Genomic DNA, 15,027 nt, shown 5'->3' with positions numbered 1-15,027 from the left:
CCAGATCATAACCATCACTCCGTACTCGCCACGAAACACGAAAACAATCAGAATCAACACACCTGCTGCGGCTGACTACGTCGTGCGCTCGCTGCGCATTCAGATTGTCGGGCCAAACAGGATCCGGAACCGAATGGCCGCCAAAATATAGTAGTCGGCCAACAAGGCAGGAGAACAACGATGGCCGATGACAGCCCTTTCACAGTCGATGCGGACTGGTTGCAGAGCCGTCTTGGCGAGCCCGGCCTGACGATCGTCGATGCGTCCTGGTACCTGCCGGCGCAGAAGCGCGATGCACGCGCCGAATATGAGGCAGCGCATATTCCGGGTGCGCGCTTCTTCGACCAGGATGCGGCCTCGGACCCAGATGCCAAGCTGCCGCACACGCTGCCTTCGCCGCAGCATTTCGCGCAATATGTCGGCGCCATGGGTATTTCGGCCGACGACACCATCGTCGTCTATGACGGTCCGGGCTTCTTCTCGGCGCCGCGCGCCTGGTGGATGTTCCGTGTCATGGGCGTGTTCCAGGCCTATGTGCTGGATGGCGGCTTCGACCGCTGGAAGGCGGCCGGCCGGCCGGTGACGGCGGAGCCGACCAAGATCGCGCCAAACGTGTTCCACGCAGATTTCGACGCCGCCCGCCTCGCCAGCCTAGCCGACATGCGTCGCATCGTCGAAACGAAAGAAAGCCAGATTGCCGACGCCCGTGGCGCCGGCCGTTTCGCCGGCACCGAGCCTGAGCCTCGCGCCGGCGTTCGCTCCGGTCACATGCCTGGTGCGCGCAACCTGCCTTATTCGGCGCTGTCGCAGGACGGCGCGCTGCTGTCGAAGGACCAGTTGCGCAAGGCCATTGAAGATGCCGGCATCGATCTGTCGAAACCGATCGTGACCTCGTGCGGTTCCGGCGTGACGGCGGCGGTCATCACGCTGGCGCTGGAGACGCTCGGTCACACCGACAACCGGCTCTATGACGGCTCATGGACGGAATGGGGCGGGCTATCAGATACGCCCGTTGCAACGGGCAAGGAATGACGGCGATGGAAAACGGTGTGCTGGAAGACATCGAAGTCACGGTGACGTTTCTGGAAATGCATGTGCCGCCGGCCTATTCACCGCCGCTGCCCTACAACAGGCAGATCGCGCTGTTGAAGACCAAGGACATTCCGCTGCATTTCTACCGCTATCTGATGGATCGGGTGGGGCGCAAATGGCATTGGGTCAATGTGCTGCGGTTGCACGATGAAGAGCTTGCGGCCGGCATTCACCGCGAGGACCGCGACATCCGGGTGCTTTATCTTGACGGCGCGCCGGCCGGGTTCTTCGACCTCAAGCCGCATCTGCCGGAAGAGGTCGAGCTCGCTTATTTCGGCATGATGGAGCATGCGACCGGGCTAGGCATCGGCCGCTGGTTCCTGGGCGCGGCGATCGCCGCCGCCTGGTCGTATCAGCCGAAGCGGGTGACGGTGCAGACCTGCACGCTCGACCATCCGGCGGCCTTGCCGCTCTACCAGAAGCTCGGTTTTGCGCCGGTGGCGCAAAAGAAGGAGATCGTGCATCCGCTGTCGTTCTCCGAGCGCTCGGCCAGCGTCATGAGGCCATGACATCCTAATTAGCCGGCTTGTTTGCGAGACCGACCGCCATCGCAGATTCATCGAGATTTCGATAGCACCGGCTGATGATACCCAATTGACGCTTCGATACTTGGCAGGAATCGGGTGGGAAGCATCGGCTTGGATGCATGATTTCTGGTCAACGACACCGGAGATTTCTGCCATGACCATTCAGTTCAAAGCCCTGCCAACCCAGGAGGTCAGAGCCTTGCAGTTTGGAGGCCCGGATGCCTACGGCCACACGCCCGAGCGAAAGATTTCCGACGGCGACGGCATCCCTTGCCGGCACTGTCTGAAGAACATCGCCGCGGGCGACGTCTATCTCGTTCTGGCCTATCGCCCATTCCCGGATCTGCAGCCTTACGCTGAAACTGGTCCGATCTTCCTGCATGCGGAAGAATGCGAACGCGCCCCCGAGACCGAGCAGCTGCCAGAGGTGCTCGAAAGCCCCGACTACATCGTGCGTGGCTATGACGGGGATAATCGCATCGTCTACGGCAGTGGCGGCGTCATCCTGACCTCAGCAATCACGGCGCGGGCCGAAACCCTGCTCGAACGCGACGATATCGCCTACGTCCATGTCCGCTCGGCACGCAACAATTGATATCAGTGCCGAATCGAACGTGCCTGACAAAAAAATGCCCGCCGTTGGTCTGGCGGGCAGTTGGGAACCGTGTGACGGCTCGATCCGTCAAGTTGGCACCCCTGTCTGTGCAGGTTTTTCGGATGGCTGATGTGAAACGCTTCACACAGCGCCCGCGACTATCGCCGGCACACGGTGGCGCGCCGACTGGCGGCGAACTGTCGTACTGCCGTCGCATTCATACGTTAAAAGGTGAGTGTCGATGGATTGCCGACCGCGGATGAACCGGCGGGGATCTCGATATCGAGGAAGCGGGGCTTTGGCTCCGCTTTTTTGTTGCCGGCGTTTTGCCCGCAAGAAAAAACCCACCGGGATGAGCCGGCGGGCTGACGGGAGCAAGTCTTCCCAATTTAGGTGAGATCAGGATTTAGGTGGGGTCAGGCAGCCAGAACCACTTTCGGTTCGACCAGCTCATAGCCGAGTGCTTCGGCGACGGCGCGATTGGTGATCTTGCCCCTGTGGACATTGACGCCGTTGCGCAAATGGTGGTCGTCGACCAGCGCCTTCAGGCCCTTATCGGCCAGCTGCAGACCATAATGCAGCGTCGCGTTGTTGAGCGCGTGGGCCGAGGTCACCGGCACGGCGCCCGGCATGTTGGCGACGCAGTAGTGGATCACGCCATCGACCTCATAGGTCGGCTCGGCGTGGGTGGTGGCGTGCGAGGTCTCGAAACAGCCGCCCTGGTCGATGGCGACGTCGACCAGCACCGAGCCCTTCTTCATGCCCGACAGCATTTCGCGAGTCACCAGCTTGGGTGCAGCAGCACCCGGGATGAGCACGGCGCCGACGACGATGTCGGCCGAGAAGCATTCTTCCTCAAGCGCCTCGACTGTGGAGTAGCGGGTGTGGACGCGGCCGGTAAAGAGGTCGTCCAGCTGGCGCAGGCGCGGGATCGAGCGGTCGATGATGGTGACGTCGGCGCCGAGGCCGACCGCCATGCGGGCTGCATGCAGGCCGACGACGCCGCCGCCGAGCACGGTGACCTTGCCGGGCAGTACGCCGGGCACGCCGCCGAGCAGCACGCCGCGGCCACCATTGGCCTTCTGCAGCGCGGTCGCGCCGGCTTGGATCGACAGGCGGCCGGCAACTTCCGACATCGGCGCCAAGAGCGGCAGGCCGCCGCGGTCGTCGGTTACGGTCTCATAGGCGATTGCGGTGACGCCGGACGCGAGCAGGCCCTTGGTCTGCTCCGGATCCGGGGCCAGGTGCAGATAGGTGTAGAGGATCTGGCCGTCGCGCAGCTGCGCCCATTCGTTGGGCTGCGGCTCCTTGACCTTGACGATCATGTCCGACTTGGCGAACACGTCGGCGGCGGTCCTGGCGATGGTGGCGCCGGCGGCGCGGTAGGCATTGTCATCGGCGCCGATGCCGGCGCCAGCGCCGCTTTCGACCAGCACTTCATGGCCATGCGCGACATATTCGCGGACGGAGCCCGGCGTCAGGCCGACGCGGTATTCGTGGTTCTTGATTTCCTTGGGGCAACCGACGCGCATAGTCTTCTCCTGATCCGGCCCTTCGGGCTCGTTCCCTGTATCAACCGAGTGAACCACGAATCGTTGCGCAGGTGTTTGCGAATGCGCTTGCGCGGGGTCACGCGTTTCGATAATCGTTGCGCGAAATCAAGGAAATTTCGCAGGAATCACGAGAAATGCCGCTCGACAGGATCGATATCGCCATTCTCGAGGCACTGCAGAAGGATGGCCGCATACCCAATGCGGCGCTCGCCGAAAGGGTCGGCCTGTCGCAGTCGGCCTGTTCGCGCCGGCTCGACAATCTGGAGAAATCCGGCACCATCCGCGGCTATCACGCCCGGCTTTCGAATGCAGCGCTCGGCCACCAGATGACGGCGATCGTGCACATATCGCTGTCGGGACAATTCGAAAAGACGCTGTCGGATTTCGAGGCGGCGATCAAGCGCTGCCCCAATGTGCTGTCCTGCCACCTGATGTCGGGCGAATATGACTATATCCTGCGCATCGCCGCCAAGGACCTGGTCGACTATGAGCGCATCCACAAGGAATGGCTGTCGGCGATGCCGCACGTGACCAAGATCAATTCGTCGTTTGCCCTGCGCGAGATCGTCGATCGCACGGCGATGGGCATGAAGCCGGAACTGGCCTAGCCCTGAGCAGTCTCGGTCACCAGCCTATCCATTGGGATGTCGTGCGGCTGCGGGTAGATGGTGGCTATGCGCTGCAGTTCGTAGCCGACTCCGATGACCAATGGCTTGAACGGCATGGCAGCCAGCGTGCGGTCGAAGAAGCCACCGCCATAGCCCAGGCGGTAGTTTCGCGGGTCGATGCCGACGATCGGCGAGATGACGATGTCGGGCAGCACCGGGTCGCCTTCGGCGGGGATAGGGATGTTCCAGACGCCTTTTTCCAGCCGGTCGCCAGGCACATAAGCGCGGAAGATCAGCGGCTGGCCCTTCTCGATCACGATGGGCAGCGCCGTGCGGCCGCCGCGTTCGTTGATCGACGCCATCCACGGCCGCAGGTCCGGCTCGCCGCGAAACGGCCAATAGAGGCTGACCATGCGGCCGGCAATGTCGCCGATGGTCGCGTCGAGCCCTTCGGCGATAGCCCGCGACATCGCCACCCGCGCATCGGCGGAAACCGCCAACCGTGCCGCGATCAGACGCTCGCGCTCGGCCTTGCGCCAACGGCGCACATCGGTCCAGTCGGTCAATGGCGCGCGAAATTCCGGATCGAGTTCGTGCATGAAGCAAGGCGGCGAAGAATATTGCGCCCGCCCTTTGCGATCTTTGTCATCGTCGTTGGCCATGCTTCACTCCCGTGGTTCCAGCCCCTGCAAGGCTATACCCGTCCAGGCTTGCCGACATAGGCATTCGCGACATCCGGCGACGAGTCCTGGGCAGCCTTACGCGCGGCAGTCTAGCGCGCCGCGACATTGTTGCGGTGCACAAAAATCACTAGATAAAGAGAGACAAACAGGGGTGAATGCGATGAGTGAAACCAGCCATCATGTCGTTGTCGTCGGCGCAGGGTTCGGCGGTCTCGAACTCACCCGGGCGCTGGCCGGCGCACCCGTGCGCATCACCATGATCGACAAGCGCAACCATCACCTTTTCCAGCCGCTGCTTTACCAGGTGGCGACCACCTCGCTGGCGACCTCGGAAGTTGCCTGGCCGATCCGTCATCTGCTGCGCAAGCGCGAGGACGTGACGACCCTGCTCGGCAACGTCACCGGCGTCGACCGTCCAGGCAAACGCGTGCTGCTTGAGGACGGCAGTTCTGTTCCCTACGACACGCTGGTGCTCGCCACCGGCGCGCGTCATGCTTATTTCGGCCACGACGAATGGGAGCCTTTCGCGCCCGGGCTGAAGACGCTTGAAGACGCAACCACCATTCGGCGGCGCATCCTGCTCGCCTTCGAGCAGGCCGAGCGCGAGACCGATCCGGCCAAGCGCCAGGCACTGCTGACACTGGTCATCGTCGGCGGCGGCCCGACCGGCGTGGAGCTTGCCGGCACCATTGTCGAACTCGCGCATGAAACGCTGCGCGGCGAATTCCGCAACATCGACACGCGTGAGGCGCGTGTGGTGCTGGTCGAGGCCGGAGACAGGATCCTAGCCAATTTCGCGCCAAAGCTGTCCGACTATGCGCGCAAGGCGCTGGAGCGGCGGGGCGTCACGGTCGAGCTTGGCCGCGCCGTCACGCGCCTCGATGCCGAAGGCGTCGTCTTTGGCGATACGCATCTGCCGGCGCGAACCATCCTGTGGGCCGCCGGCGTGGCGGCTTCACCCGCGGGAGAGTGGCTGGGCGCGCCGGTGGACCGGGCGGGCAGGGCAATGGTCGAGCCCGATCTGACCGTGCCGAACAGTCCTGAAATCTTCGTCATCGGAGACACCGCGCATGTCTTGCGGCCGGACGGCAAACCGGTGCCCGGCGTGGCGCCCTCGGCCAAGCAGGAGGGCAAGCATGTTGCCGCGACGATCAGGGCGCGGCTGGCCGGCGATAGCGCGCCGCGCCCTTTCCGCTACAAACATGCCGGCGACCTGGCGACGATCGGCAAGTGGGCAGCCGCGATCGATTTCGGCTCGATCAAGCTCACGGGATGGCTTGCCTGGTGGCTGTGGGGCGTGGCGCATATCTACTTCCTGATCGGTTTTCGCAACCGGCTCTCGGTGTCGCTTAGCTGGCTATGGATCTATTTCACCGGCCAGCGCAGCGCGCGGCTGATCACCCAGGGCGATGATAACAAGGGCTGAGGTTCTCAACCGCGGCCAAGGATATTCATCCAGCCGTCACCTTTAGCTGATCGACTGACTTCCCGATGGACATGGCCGGTTTTCGGCGCGAAGCTTCCGCTCGGGGCTGGGATCTTGTCACGTCGCTGGGAAGGAAAACCAATGCCGCATCTCAATTACCCCGTCTCCCGCCGTAGTTTTCTTGCCGGTACGGCCGCCAGCGGGGCGCTGATCATGCTCCATCCGTTTTCCGCCCGCGCGCAGGCCAATCAGGCGCATCTGAGGATCATGGAGACCACCGACATCCATGTGAATGTGCTGCCTTACGACTACTACGCAGACAAAGCCAACGACACGATGGGCCTGTCGCGGACGGCCTCACTGATCGCGGCGGTGCGCAAGGAAGCCACCAATGCGATGCTGATCGACAATGGCGATCTTTTGCAGGGCAATCCGATGGGCGATTACATCGCCTATGAGAAGGGCCTCAAGGAAGGCGATCTGCATCCGATCATGAAGGGCATGAACCTGCTGGGCTATGAATGCTCGACGCTCGGCAATCACGAGTTCAATTACGGCCTGTCGTTCCTCGACAAGGTGCTGGGCGGAGCCAATTTCCCCTTCGTCTGCGCCAATCTGATCCGCGGCACCGAGCTTGCCGCCAACCCGCGCGACGACAAGCTCTACCTCAAGCCCTATGTCATCCTCGACAAGAAGATCAAGGACGGGTCGGGCGTCGAGCAGCCGATCAAGATCGGCATCATCGGCTTCGTGCCGCCGCAGATCATGGTCTGGGACCTGAAGAACCTGGAAGGCAATGTCAGGACGCGCGACATCGTCGAGGCGGCCAGGGCATGGGTGCCGCAGATCAAGGAGGAGGGCGCCGACATCGTCATCGCGCTCTCGCATTCCGGCATCGATATCAAGCAGGGCGACGGCATGGAGAACGCCTCCTTCTTCGTCGCCGGCGTCGAAGGCATCGATGCGGTGTTCACCGGCCATCAGCATTTGGTCTTCCCCGGCAAGAAGGATTTTCAGGCGCTCGAAGGCGTCGACACCGAGAAAGGCACGCTGCAGGGCAAGCCCGCCGTGATGGGCGGTTTCTGGGGCTCGCATATGGGACTGATCGATCTGCTTCTGGAACGGGACGGATCGAAATGGCGCGTAGCCTCGGCCACATCTGAGGCAAGGCCGATCTACGAGCGCGTCGACAAGGCAAACAAGCCGACGGTGGCGGACGACCAGCGCGTCGTCGATGCGCTGAAGGCGGACCATGAGGCGACACTTGCCTATGTCCGCCGACCGGTCGGCAAGACCTCGGCGCCGCTCTATTCCTATTTCGCGCTGGTCGCCGACGATCCGTCGGTGCAGATCGTCAACCAGGCGCAGAGCTGGTACCTCAAGGACATATTAAAAAGCACGCAGTGGAAGGATGTGCCGCTGCTGTCGGCGGCAGCACCCTTCAAGGCCGGCGGGCGCAACGGCGCCGACTACTATACCGACGTGCCGGTGGGCGACATCGCCATCAAGAACGTCGCCGACCTCTATCTCTATCCGAACACGGTGCGCGCCGTCGAAATCACCGGCGCGCAAGTGAAGGAATGGCTGGAAATGTCGGCCGGCATTTTCAGGAAGATCGAGCCGGGCAAGGCCGACCAGGCGCTCATCGACACCGAATTCCCGTCCTACAATTTCGATGTGATCGATGGCGTCAGCTACGGAATAGACCTGTCGCAGCCGCCAAAATACGATGCCAAGGGTGGCGTCGCCAATGCCGGCTCGAACCGCATCGTCGGCCTCAGCTTCGACGGCAAGCCTATTGATCCGGCAGCGAAATTCGTCGTCGCCACCAACAATTACCGCGCCGGCGGTGGCGGCAATTTCCCCGACATCAATGCCTCGAAGATCATCTACGAGGCGCCGGACACCAACCGCGACGTGATCGTGCGCTACGTCGTCAGCGAAGGCACGATCAACCCCTCGGCCGACGACAATTGGTCGTTCACGCCGCTGCCCGGCACCAGCGTCGTGTTCGAGACCGGCCCCAAAGCGAAGGATTTCATATCTGGGGTGAAATCGCTCAAGATCGAGCCGGCCGGCGAGGGCGAATCCGGGTTTGCGAAGTATCGCATCCTGCTTTGAGGCAACGTGCAGCTAACAGGGAAAACAAGCGGGCATACGCCCGCTCAATCACGCTTCGGATCAGGCTTTGTAGACCACCTGGCGCACGTCGATGTAGCTGGCTCTAAAGCCGGCTTCGCAATAGTGGAGATAAAATTCCCAAAGCTTCTTGAAGCGGTCGTCGAAGCCGAGCGGGACGATCTTTTCCCACGACGCCCAGAAGCGGTTGCGCCATTCGGCAAGCGTGCGGGCATAGTCGTCCGGAAAGACGCGCTCGCGCAGATGGGCAAGGCCATGGTCGCTGCCCAGCGTCTTCAGGATCGACGGCGTCGGCAGCATGCCGCCTGGGAAGACATAGCGCTGGATGAAATCCGGCCGCGCCCGATAGGTGTCGTAGGCGGCCTCGTTGATGGTGATGATCTGCAAGCCGGCGGTGCCGCCGGGCCTCAGGCATGCCTTCATCTTGCCGAAAAATACCGGCCAATATTTTTCGCCGACCGCCTCGAACATCTCGATCGAGGCGATGCGGTCGTAAGTGCCCGTTTCGTCTCGGTAATCCTGCAGCTTGATGTCGACCTTGTCAGACAGTCCCGCCTTCTGGATGCGCGCCTTGGCGAAATCGTGCTGTTCGCGGCTGATGGTCAGGCCGGTGACGCGGCAGCCGATCTCGCGCGCGGCAAATTCGGCAAAACCGCCCCAGCCGCAGCCGATCTCGAGCACATGGTCCTTCTTGCCGATACCCGTATCCTTGGCCAGCGCGCGGTATTTGGCGGCCTGAGCGCTTTCCAGGTCGTTGGCGCCGGTCGCATAGAGCGCCGACGAATAGGTCATGCTGGGATCGAGCCATTGCTTGTAGAAGGCGTTGCCGAGATCGTAATGCGCCGAGATGTTGCGCTTCGAGCCTGTGCGGGTGTTTTCGTTGAACCAGTGGCGGATGCGCTGGACCGTGTTGATGAGCCAGCTGGCGCCGCCGGCAATGCGTTCGCCAACGGCCGAGTTGACGACGAACAATTCGAGGAAGCTGGTTACATCAGGGCTTTCCCAGTCGCCGTCCATGTAGGATTCGGCAACGCCGATGGTGCCGCCGGAAAAGGCACGGCCGGGCAGGCGCCAGTTCTTCAACACCAGTTCGGCATCCGGCCCGGGTCCATTGCCGCCGACAAGCACCGCCCGGCCATCCGGCATCCTCACCTTCAGCGAACCGCGCGGCAATTTCATCGCCGCCGACAGCACCATGCGCGCCTTGGCCGGCAGGCCCTTGACCATCTCGGCGAAATTGAGTTCGTCCAGCCTGATGGCGTCGCCGATGCCTTTGTATTCCCTGACAGCCATCTCACACCCCCCTGGACTTCCGCGGGGCGGCGCAAGATCTGCCGGCCCCCACATCCTCCACTTTTCATTCGCCAGGCGCGAATGCCGCTGCCTGCGTGAATTTTCGCCACAATCTTCCATGGCATTGGCCGAAACTTCAAGAGGCAAGCTTCGCGCGGCGCTGGCCCAGCTTGCCGGCCTGAGGCCAGAATCTGCGGGAGAGCGCGGCCCTCGGCGAAATCGCTATGGTTACGAACAGCCACATACGTTAGTTTCAGCCATGCGTTATGTCATCGTCATCGTCGCCATCGCCTTTTTCCTGATCTGGGACGGCCTCTACAATCAGGGCCGCTATCTCGACACGACGGTCAGGGAAATGTCGCGCGTCGTGCGCTACGTCACCGGCAAAGCCTAGCTTTTTGCGCCTCTGCAAAGTCGCCTGCCGGCATTGCCGGGCGCGACATCGTGGCGGTTGACGCGACGGTCCCGCTCACACAAAACATGCCGCAAATCGAACGTGGAGGCAGGCGTGATCCGGCATATCGTTTTCTTCAGCGCGCGGCGCAAGGACGATGTCGAGGCCGTGCGCACGGGCTTGCTCGCGCTGGGCAAGATCCCGCATTCAAGCCTCTTCGAGGTGACGCTCAACACCAAGGTCGATCCGCTGTCGGATGCGATCGACGTGGTCGTCTATGCCGAGTTCGAGGATGATGCCGCGCTTGCCGCCTACAAGGCGCACCCGCTCTATGCCGAGACGACCAGTCGGGTCAAACCATTGCGCGAATTGCGCTATTCGGCCGATGTCGTGGCGACGGCCTGATCGGGCCGGCAAGAGGCCTTGAACCGATTTCGGGAATGATGCACACCGCGCCGGCATGACCAGCACGACCCATCCGCTTGACCATCTGGTGCTGCCGACGGCGAGCCTCGCCGTGGCGCGGGCGCGGCTGACATCGCTTGGCTTCATCGTCGCGCCAACCGGCGTTCATCCCTTTGGCACCGAAAATTGCTGCGTCTTCCTTGCCGACGGCACCTATCTCGAACCGCTAGCGGTTGGGAATGAACAGGTGGCAGCGAGTGCGATCGCCGGCGGCAATGTCTTTGTCGCGCGCGACCGGCTCTATCGCGCCAGCCTGGGCGATGAGGGCTTTTCCGCCGTGGTGCTGGCCACAGATGATGCCGATGCGGATCATGCGCGCTATGTCTCGGCCGGTCTGTCGGCGGGGGACGTGCTGAGCTTTTCCCGCGACTTCACCGACACGGCCGGAAAGAGCGACATGGTGTCGTTCAAACTGGCTTTCGCCGCCGGCGCCGAGACGACGGACGCCTTTCTGTTCGCTTGCGAGCGGATCAACGCCCCTCAAATCGACCGTACGGCACTGCAGGCCCATGCCAACGGCGTGACCGGCATTGCCGAAATCGTCGCGGTCAGCGACGCGCCTTCCACACAGATCAGCCTGATCTCGACAGTGGTTGGCCCGGAGCAGCAGAGCGGTGCGGTCTTCGATCTGCCGAATGCGCGTCTGACCGTTCTGGATCCTGCGGCTTTCACCGCGCGCTTCGACATTCCGGCCGGTGCGCCGACGGACCTTCGCTTCGCCGCGATCGTCTTTTCAGTCGGTAGCGTCGGTGTCACGGCTAGGCTGCTTGCAGAAAACGCCGTCGGGCACGATATAGCGGGCAACGAAATCGTCGTGCAGCCGGCATCCGGGCAGGGCGCGGCTTTTATCTTCCGGGAGACCCCATGAGCAAGCCGCAAGGACCCAATTCGCTGGCGCCGAATTCATCGGTAACCGTCGGCAACGTCGTCTTAGACAATAGCGGGCCCTTGGCGTTGATCGCCGGCCCGTGCCAGTTCGAATCGCGCCAGCACGCTTTCGACATGGCCGGCGCGCTGAAGGAACTGACCGGCAAGCTCGGCATCGGCCTCGTCTACAAGACCAGCTACGACAAGGCCAACCGCACCTCGCTGTCGGCAACGCGCGGCGCCGGCATGGACGCGGCGCTTCCGGTGTTCGACGAGTTGCGCAAGGAATTTTCGGTTCCCATTCTGACCGATGTCCACACCGAGGAGCAGTGCGCGATCGTCGCACCCCATGTCGATGTGCTGCAGATTCCGGCCTTCTTGTCGCGCCAGACCGACATGCTGGTCGCCGCCGCCAAGACCGGCAAGGTGATCAACGTCAAGAAGGGGCAGTTCCTGGCGCCTTGGGATATGAAGAACGTGGTGGCCAAGATCACCGGTTCGGGCAACCTCAATGTGCTGACCACCGAGCGCGGCGCGTCTTTCGGCTACAACACGCTGGTGTCGGACATGCGGGCTTTGCCTGTGATGGCCGAGATCGGCGCGCCGGTGATTTTCGACGCCACCCATTCGGTGCAGCAGCCGGGCGGGCAGGGCGGTTCCTCCGGTGGCGAGCGCCGCTTTGTCGAGACGCTGGCGCGGGCTGCCGTTGCCGTCGGCGTCGCCGGCGTGTTCATAGAGACCCACCAGGATCCCGACAATTCGACCTCCTCCGACGGGCCGAACATGCTGCCGCTGAAGGACATGCCGGCGCTGCTCGAAAGACTGATGGCATTCGACCGCATCGCCAAGAATGCTGTTGACCTGAACCGAGGCTGATGGTTTCGGCTACGGCGCTCGCGCGCGGTGCCCTGCTTGTGGAAGGCATAAGCCGGCTGTAGGCTCGCTGCTGCAAATGAGCGTCTTGGCAGGAGGAAGCCATGTCCGTCGCCCGGGTCACCGAAATCACGTCGTCGTCGAAAAAGAGCTTTCAGGACGCCATCGAGAAGGGGATTGAGCGCGCCTCAAAGACCCTGAAGAACGTCGAAGGCGCCTGGATCCAGGACCAGAAGATCGTCGTCGAGGACGGCAGGATCGCGGCCTATCGCGTCAACATGAAGGTGACGTTCATCCTCGCGGAGTAACCGCCCGCCGCTCGAAAAAACGGGAACTTTCGCCCGCGCACCTCATTGTCAAAGTATAGATCAACGACATGAGGAGCATCAGCCATGACCACCCAAACAGGCCACACCGAAGCCATCGCCGCTTCGCGCGTCATCGGCACGTCGGTCTACAACACCGAGGGCACGAGCATCGGCAGCATCGAGGACATCATGCTCGACAAGACGTCGAACGGCATCATGTTCGCGGTGATCGGGTTCGGTGGATTTCTCGGCATTGGCGAGAAGTATCACGCCATTCCGTGGGCGAGCCTCGACTATGACGAGGACAAGGGCGGCTATGTCGTGCCGTTCTCGAAGGAGCAGCTGAAGGCAGCACCCGCCTATTCGATCAATGAACTGGCCGGCGCCGATGGCGAGGCCGCGCGTGATGCTTCCTATGATTACTACAAGGTCACGCCGTATTGGCATTGATCAGCTGCGCTGACGCCTGACGTGAAAAGGCCCCGAATTCCGAAACGGGGGCCTTTTCAGTGCAACCCGACAGTTTCTAAATTATTCTGCTGCATGAAGCGTGGACAGCTGCGTCGCCGCCCTTGGCGGCTGCTGCGTATCGCAGGACGTCAGGAACGCCGCCGCGATCAGGAACAAACTCACGATACCGCTCAACTCGGACATGGCGAAACTCCTCCTGTTTCGCCCCGCGCATCACCATCCTAGTCGACACAGAGATTGTTATCTCTGAATTATGATGACGTGGTGTTGTCGAACGTGATCCGAGGCATGCTCAGCCGAGGAGTCCGGCATTCTTCACCGCCTTGAAAATCTTTTCGTGCCAGGCGATCCGATCCGCTTCGCCATTGGCCGGCGTGGTTGAATTGGCGTTGCCGACGTTGATCGCGCGCGAGATCTTTTTGATCAGGCCGGCATCGGCAAAGGCATTGCAGCCTGACCCTTTCCATTCGGCGCAAGCTGCGAGCAGCGAAGTCTGCGGATCCTCGATCAGTTCAGGATGATTGGCGAGGTCAACGTTGGCGAGCTTGCCCTTGGCCGTGTACGCGTCGCGCCCGGTGGTCTGGAACGTGCCGCCGCCGCGGAAATTGAAGCCGTCCAACGTTCCTTTCACATTGCCCATGCGGCTGCCATAGGCCCAGTCGCCCAGGGCTTGCGGCTTGCGCAGCAGGTTGTCCTCGATCCACTGATCGGTCTTGCCCGCGGCTCGCGACCTCCATGCGTTCCGGATTACCGCCACGGTCGTGTAGGTCAGGGATTCGCGAATGAGGGTGAAGCCACCGGTTTCCATCGCCGCTTGAGCGAAGAAATGCATCAGCCGATCATAGTTGTTGCACACGCCATGATCGCCAAGTGTCTTGAGGCCTTTGTCGGAGGTAAAGGCGCCGATGTAACCGTCATAGATTGTTCGCTTGGAACCGCTTGCCGGTCTCGGCGCGAATTTCTGGAAGACCGCTGCTGGCAAACCCTTGTTCGGATCGCCCGCAACGGCTTCGAGCACGCTCTCGACACTCTCGGTCGAGAGCACCGGTTCGCCTTCGACGACCACCGAAGCATTGGGAATTCGCTTGCCGTTGCTTTTCGGGAAGCCACCGCCGGCAAAGGTTTTCAGATCGTCGATGAGGGCGATTACGCGTGTCCGGCTCTCCGTGAAATCCATGTCGGAAAGCGGACCGCTCACCTTCTTCGTCGGATTGATGCACCCGACGCTGGACAGGAAATTGACGCCCGGATGGATCAGGATTTCGGTGCGCTTGTTGGTCTTCAGCAGTTCGAGTCCAGGTTTGGGTGGCGTCTTGCCGCCAGTGTAGCCGATGGTCACATATTTGCCTCCGGCCTGCGTCGCCAGTGGATAGGTGCCGGGCTCGATGCGCCTGCCATTGTCTTCTTTGGAATTGTCGCCTGGGCCGCGAGATTCACACACGAACCCCGATAGACCCGTTACTGCCGTGCCGTTGTGAAAGACTTTATAGGTACCAACTGTCCTGCGTCTGGTGCCCCTCGTATGCTCGACTTGGCGACTAAATCGGGTGGAGTTTGTGTGCCGCCTGGTTTCGTGACAAAGGCATTGCCGCAGGGGCGGGGCACCCACCCCATGCCGCGCCAGACGGTTGTGTGCGTCAAGTTCTGCAAAATGGGGCGGCCATGATGCTGGTCATGCGGCTTGGCGCAGAGCGAGCTTCTTGTGCTCGCGCAGGTCGTCCATGTTGATGTAT

17 protein-coding genes are annotated in these 15,027 nt (G+C 62.1%); 12 read left to right on the top strand and 5 right to left on the bottom strand.

The window, feature by feature from the left end; all coding sequences use genetic code 11:
- The first annotated feature begins 180 nt into the window (after window positions 1-180).
- The 3 genes from sseA to NKI15_RS14040 all read left to right on the top strand — a co-directional run bounded on the left by sseA (window position 181) and on the right by NKI15_RS14040 (window position 2,214).
- Complete coding sequence (gene sseA / locus NKI15_RS14050) at window positions 181-1,032, top strand: 3-mercaptopyruvate sulfurtransferase (RefSeq protein ID WP_023706531.1); 852 nt, start codon at window positions 181-183, stop codon at window positions 1,030-1,032.
- 5 nt (window positions 1,033-1,037) lie between these two features.
- Entirely contained in the window at window positions 1,038-1,601 is a 564-nt protein-coding gene (locus NKI15_RS14045) for a GNAT family N-acetyltransferase (RefSeq protein WP_023708492.1), read from the top strand.
- Window positions 1,602-1,773: 172 nt separating this feature from the next.
- Window positions 1,774-2,214 carry a DUF1203 domain-containing protein gene (locus NKI15_RS14040; RefSeq protein WP_352515191.1) on the top strand — a complete coding sequence of 147 codons (441 nt, stop codon included), beginning with the start codon at window positions 1,774-1,776 and terminating at the stop codon, window positions 2,212-2,214.
- A gap of 416 nt (window positions 2,215-2,630) precedes the next feature.
- On the opposite strand, the gene ald is transcribed toward NKI15_RS14040, so the two are convergent.
- Complete coding sequence (gene ald, locus NKI15_RS14035) at window positions 2,631-3,746, bottom strand: alanine dehydrogenase (protein WP_023709343.1); 1,116 nt, start codon at window positions 3,744-3,746, stop codon at window positions 2,631-2,633.
- Between the two features lie 155 nt (window positions 3,747-3,901).
- Here ald and NKI15_RS14030 point away from each other — a divergent pair, with 155 nt between their 5' ends.
- Complete coding sequence (locus NKI15_RS14030; protein ID WP_023668897.1) at window positions 3,902-4,375, top strand: Lrp/AsnC family transcriptional regulator; 474 nt, start codon at window positions 3,902-3,904, stop codon at window positions 4,373-4,375.
- Here the strand turns inward: NKI15_RS14030 and NKI15_RS14025 are convergent.
- Entirely contained in the window at window positions 4,372-5,037 is a 666-nt protein-coding gene (locus tag NKI15_RS14025; protein ID WP_023706536.1) for a 5-formyltetrahydrofolate cyclo-ligase, read from the bottom strand. The genes NKI15_RS14030 and NKI15_RS14025 overlap by 4 nt on opposite strands.
- A gap of 181 nt (window positions 5,038-5,218) precedes the next feature.
- Between NKI15_RS14025 and NKI15_RS14020 the strand changes: the two genes are divergently transcribed.
- Window positions 5,219-6,484, top strand: a complete 1,266-nt coding sequence (locus NKI15_RS14020; protein ID WP_352515189.1) for an NAD(P)/FAD-dependent oxidoreductase — start codon at window positions 5,219-5,221, stop codon at window positions 6,482-6,484.
- Between the two features lie 141 nt (window positions 6,485-6,625).
- Window positions 6,626-8,605, top strand: coding sequence for a bifunctional 2',3'-cyclic-nucleotide 2'-phosphodiesterase/3'-nucleotidase (locus NKI15_RS14015; protein WP_023743029.1), 1,980 nt, complete (start codon window positions 6,626-6,628; stop codon window positions 8,603-8,605).
- Window positions 8,606-8,665: 60 nt separating this feature from the next.
- Here the strand turns inward: NKI15_RS14015 and NKI15_RS14010 are convergent, their stop codons facing one another.
- Window positions 8,666-9,916, bottom strand: coding sequence for an SAM-dependent methyltransferase (locus tag NKI15_RS14010; RefSeq protein WP_023743028.1), 1,251 nt, complete (start codon window positions 9,914-9,916; stop codon window positions 8,666-8,668).
- Window positions 9,917-10,175: 259 nt separating this feature from the next.
- On the opposite strand from NKI15_RS14010, the gene NKI15_RS14005 reads away from it, so the two are divergent.
- The 6 genes from NKI15_RS14005 (at window position 10,176) to NKI15_RS13980 (ending at window position 13,273) form a co-directional block, all read left to right on the top strand.
- Entirely contained in the window at window positions 10,176-10,310 is a 135-nt protein-coding gene (locus NKI15_RS14005; RefSeq protein ID WP_023688440.1) for a hypothetical protein, read from the top strand.
- Window positions 10,311-10,424: 114 nt separating this feature from the next.
- On the top strand, window positions 10,425-10,715 hold the full coding sequence (locus tag NKI15_RS14000; protein ID WP_352515188.1) for a Dabb family protein: 291 nt from the start codon (window positions 10,425-10,427) through the stop codon (window positions 10,713-10,715).
- A gap of 55 nt (window positions 10,716-10,770) precedes the next feature.
- Window positions 10,771-11,643 carry a VOC family protein gene (locus NKI15_RS13995; RefSeq protein WP_352515187.1) on the top strand — a complete coding sequence of 291 codons (873 nt, stop codon included), beginning with the start codon at window positions 10,771-10,773 and terminating at the stop codon, window positions 11,641-11,643.
- Complete coding sequence (gene kdsA, locus NKI15_RS13990; protein WP_352515186.1) at window positions 11,640-12,518, top strand: 3-deoxy-8-phosphooctulonate synthase; 879 nt, start codon at window positions 11,640-11,642, stop codon at window positions 12,516-12,518. Before NKI15_RS13995 ends, kdsA begins: the two co-directional genes overlap by 4 nt.
- Before the next feature lie 101 nt (window positions 12,519-12,619).
- Window positions 12,620-12,823, top strand: a complete 204-nt coding sequence (locus NKI15_RS13985) for a dodecin family protein (protein ID WP_023668908.1) — start codon at window positions 12,620-12,622, stop codon at window positions 12,821-12,823.
- 84 nt (window positions 12,824-12,907) lie between these two features.
- Entirely contained in the window at window positions 12,908-13,273 is a 366-nt protein-coding gene (locus tag NKI15_RS13980) for a PRC-barrel domain-containing protein (protein ID WP_023668909.1), read from the top strand.
- An 81-nt stretch (window positions 13,274-13,354) separates the two neighbouring features.
- Here the strand turns inward: NKI15_RS13980 and NKI15_RS13975 are convergent, their stop codons facing one another.
- Window positions 13,355-13,477: a hypothetical protein gene (locus NKI15_RS13975; protein WP_023682563.1), complete on the bottom strand. Its 123-nt coding sequence runs from the start codon at window positions 13,475-13,477 to the stop codon at window positions 13,355-13,357.
- Window positions 13,478-13,586: 109 nt separating this feature from the next.
- Window positions 13,587-14,735, bottom strand: a complete 1,149-nt coding sequence (locus NKI15_RS13970) for a glycoside hydrolase family 19 protein (protein ID WP_352515184.1) — start codon at window positions 14,733-14,735, stop codon at window positions 13,587-13,589.
- Window positions 14,736-15,027 lie beyond the last annotated feature (292 nt).

It is taken from the genome of Mesorhizobium sp. M0862 (assembly GCF_040319795.1).
Taxonomy (GTDB): domain Bacteria; phylum Pseudomonadota; class Alphaproteobacteria; order Rhizobiales; family Rhizobiaceae; genus Mesorhizobium.
Note: the sequence above shows the minus strand (reverse complement) of the source record. Positions and strands in the feature narration are given on the sequence as shown.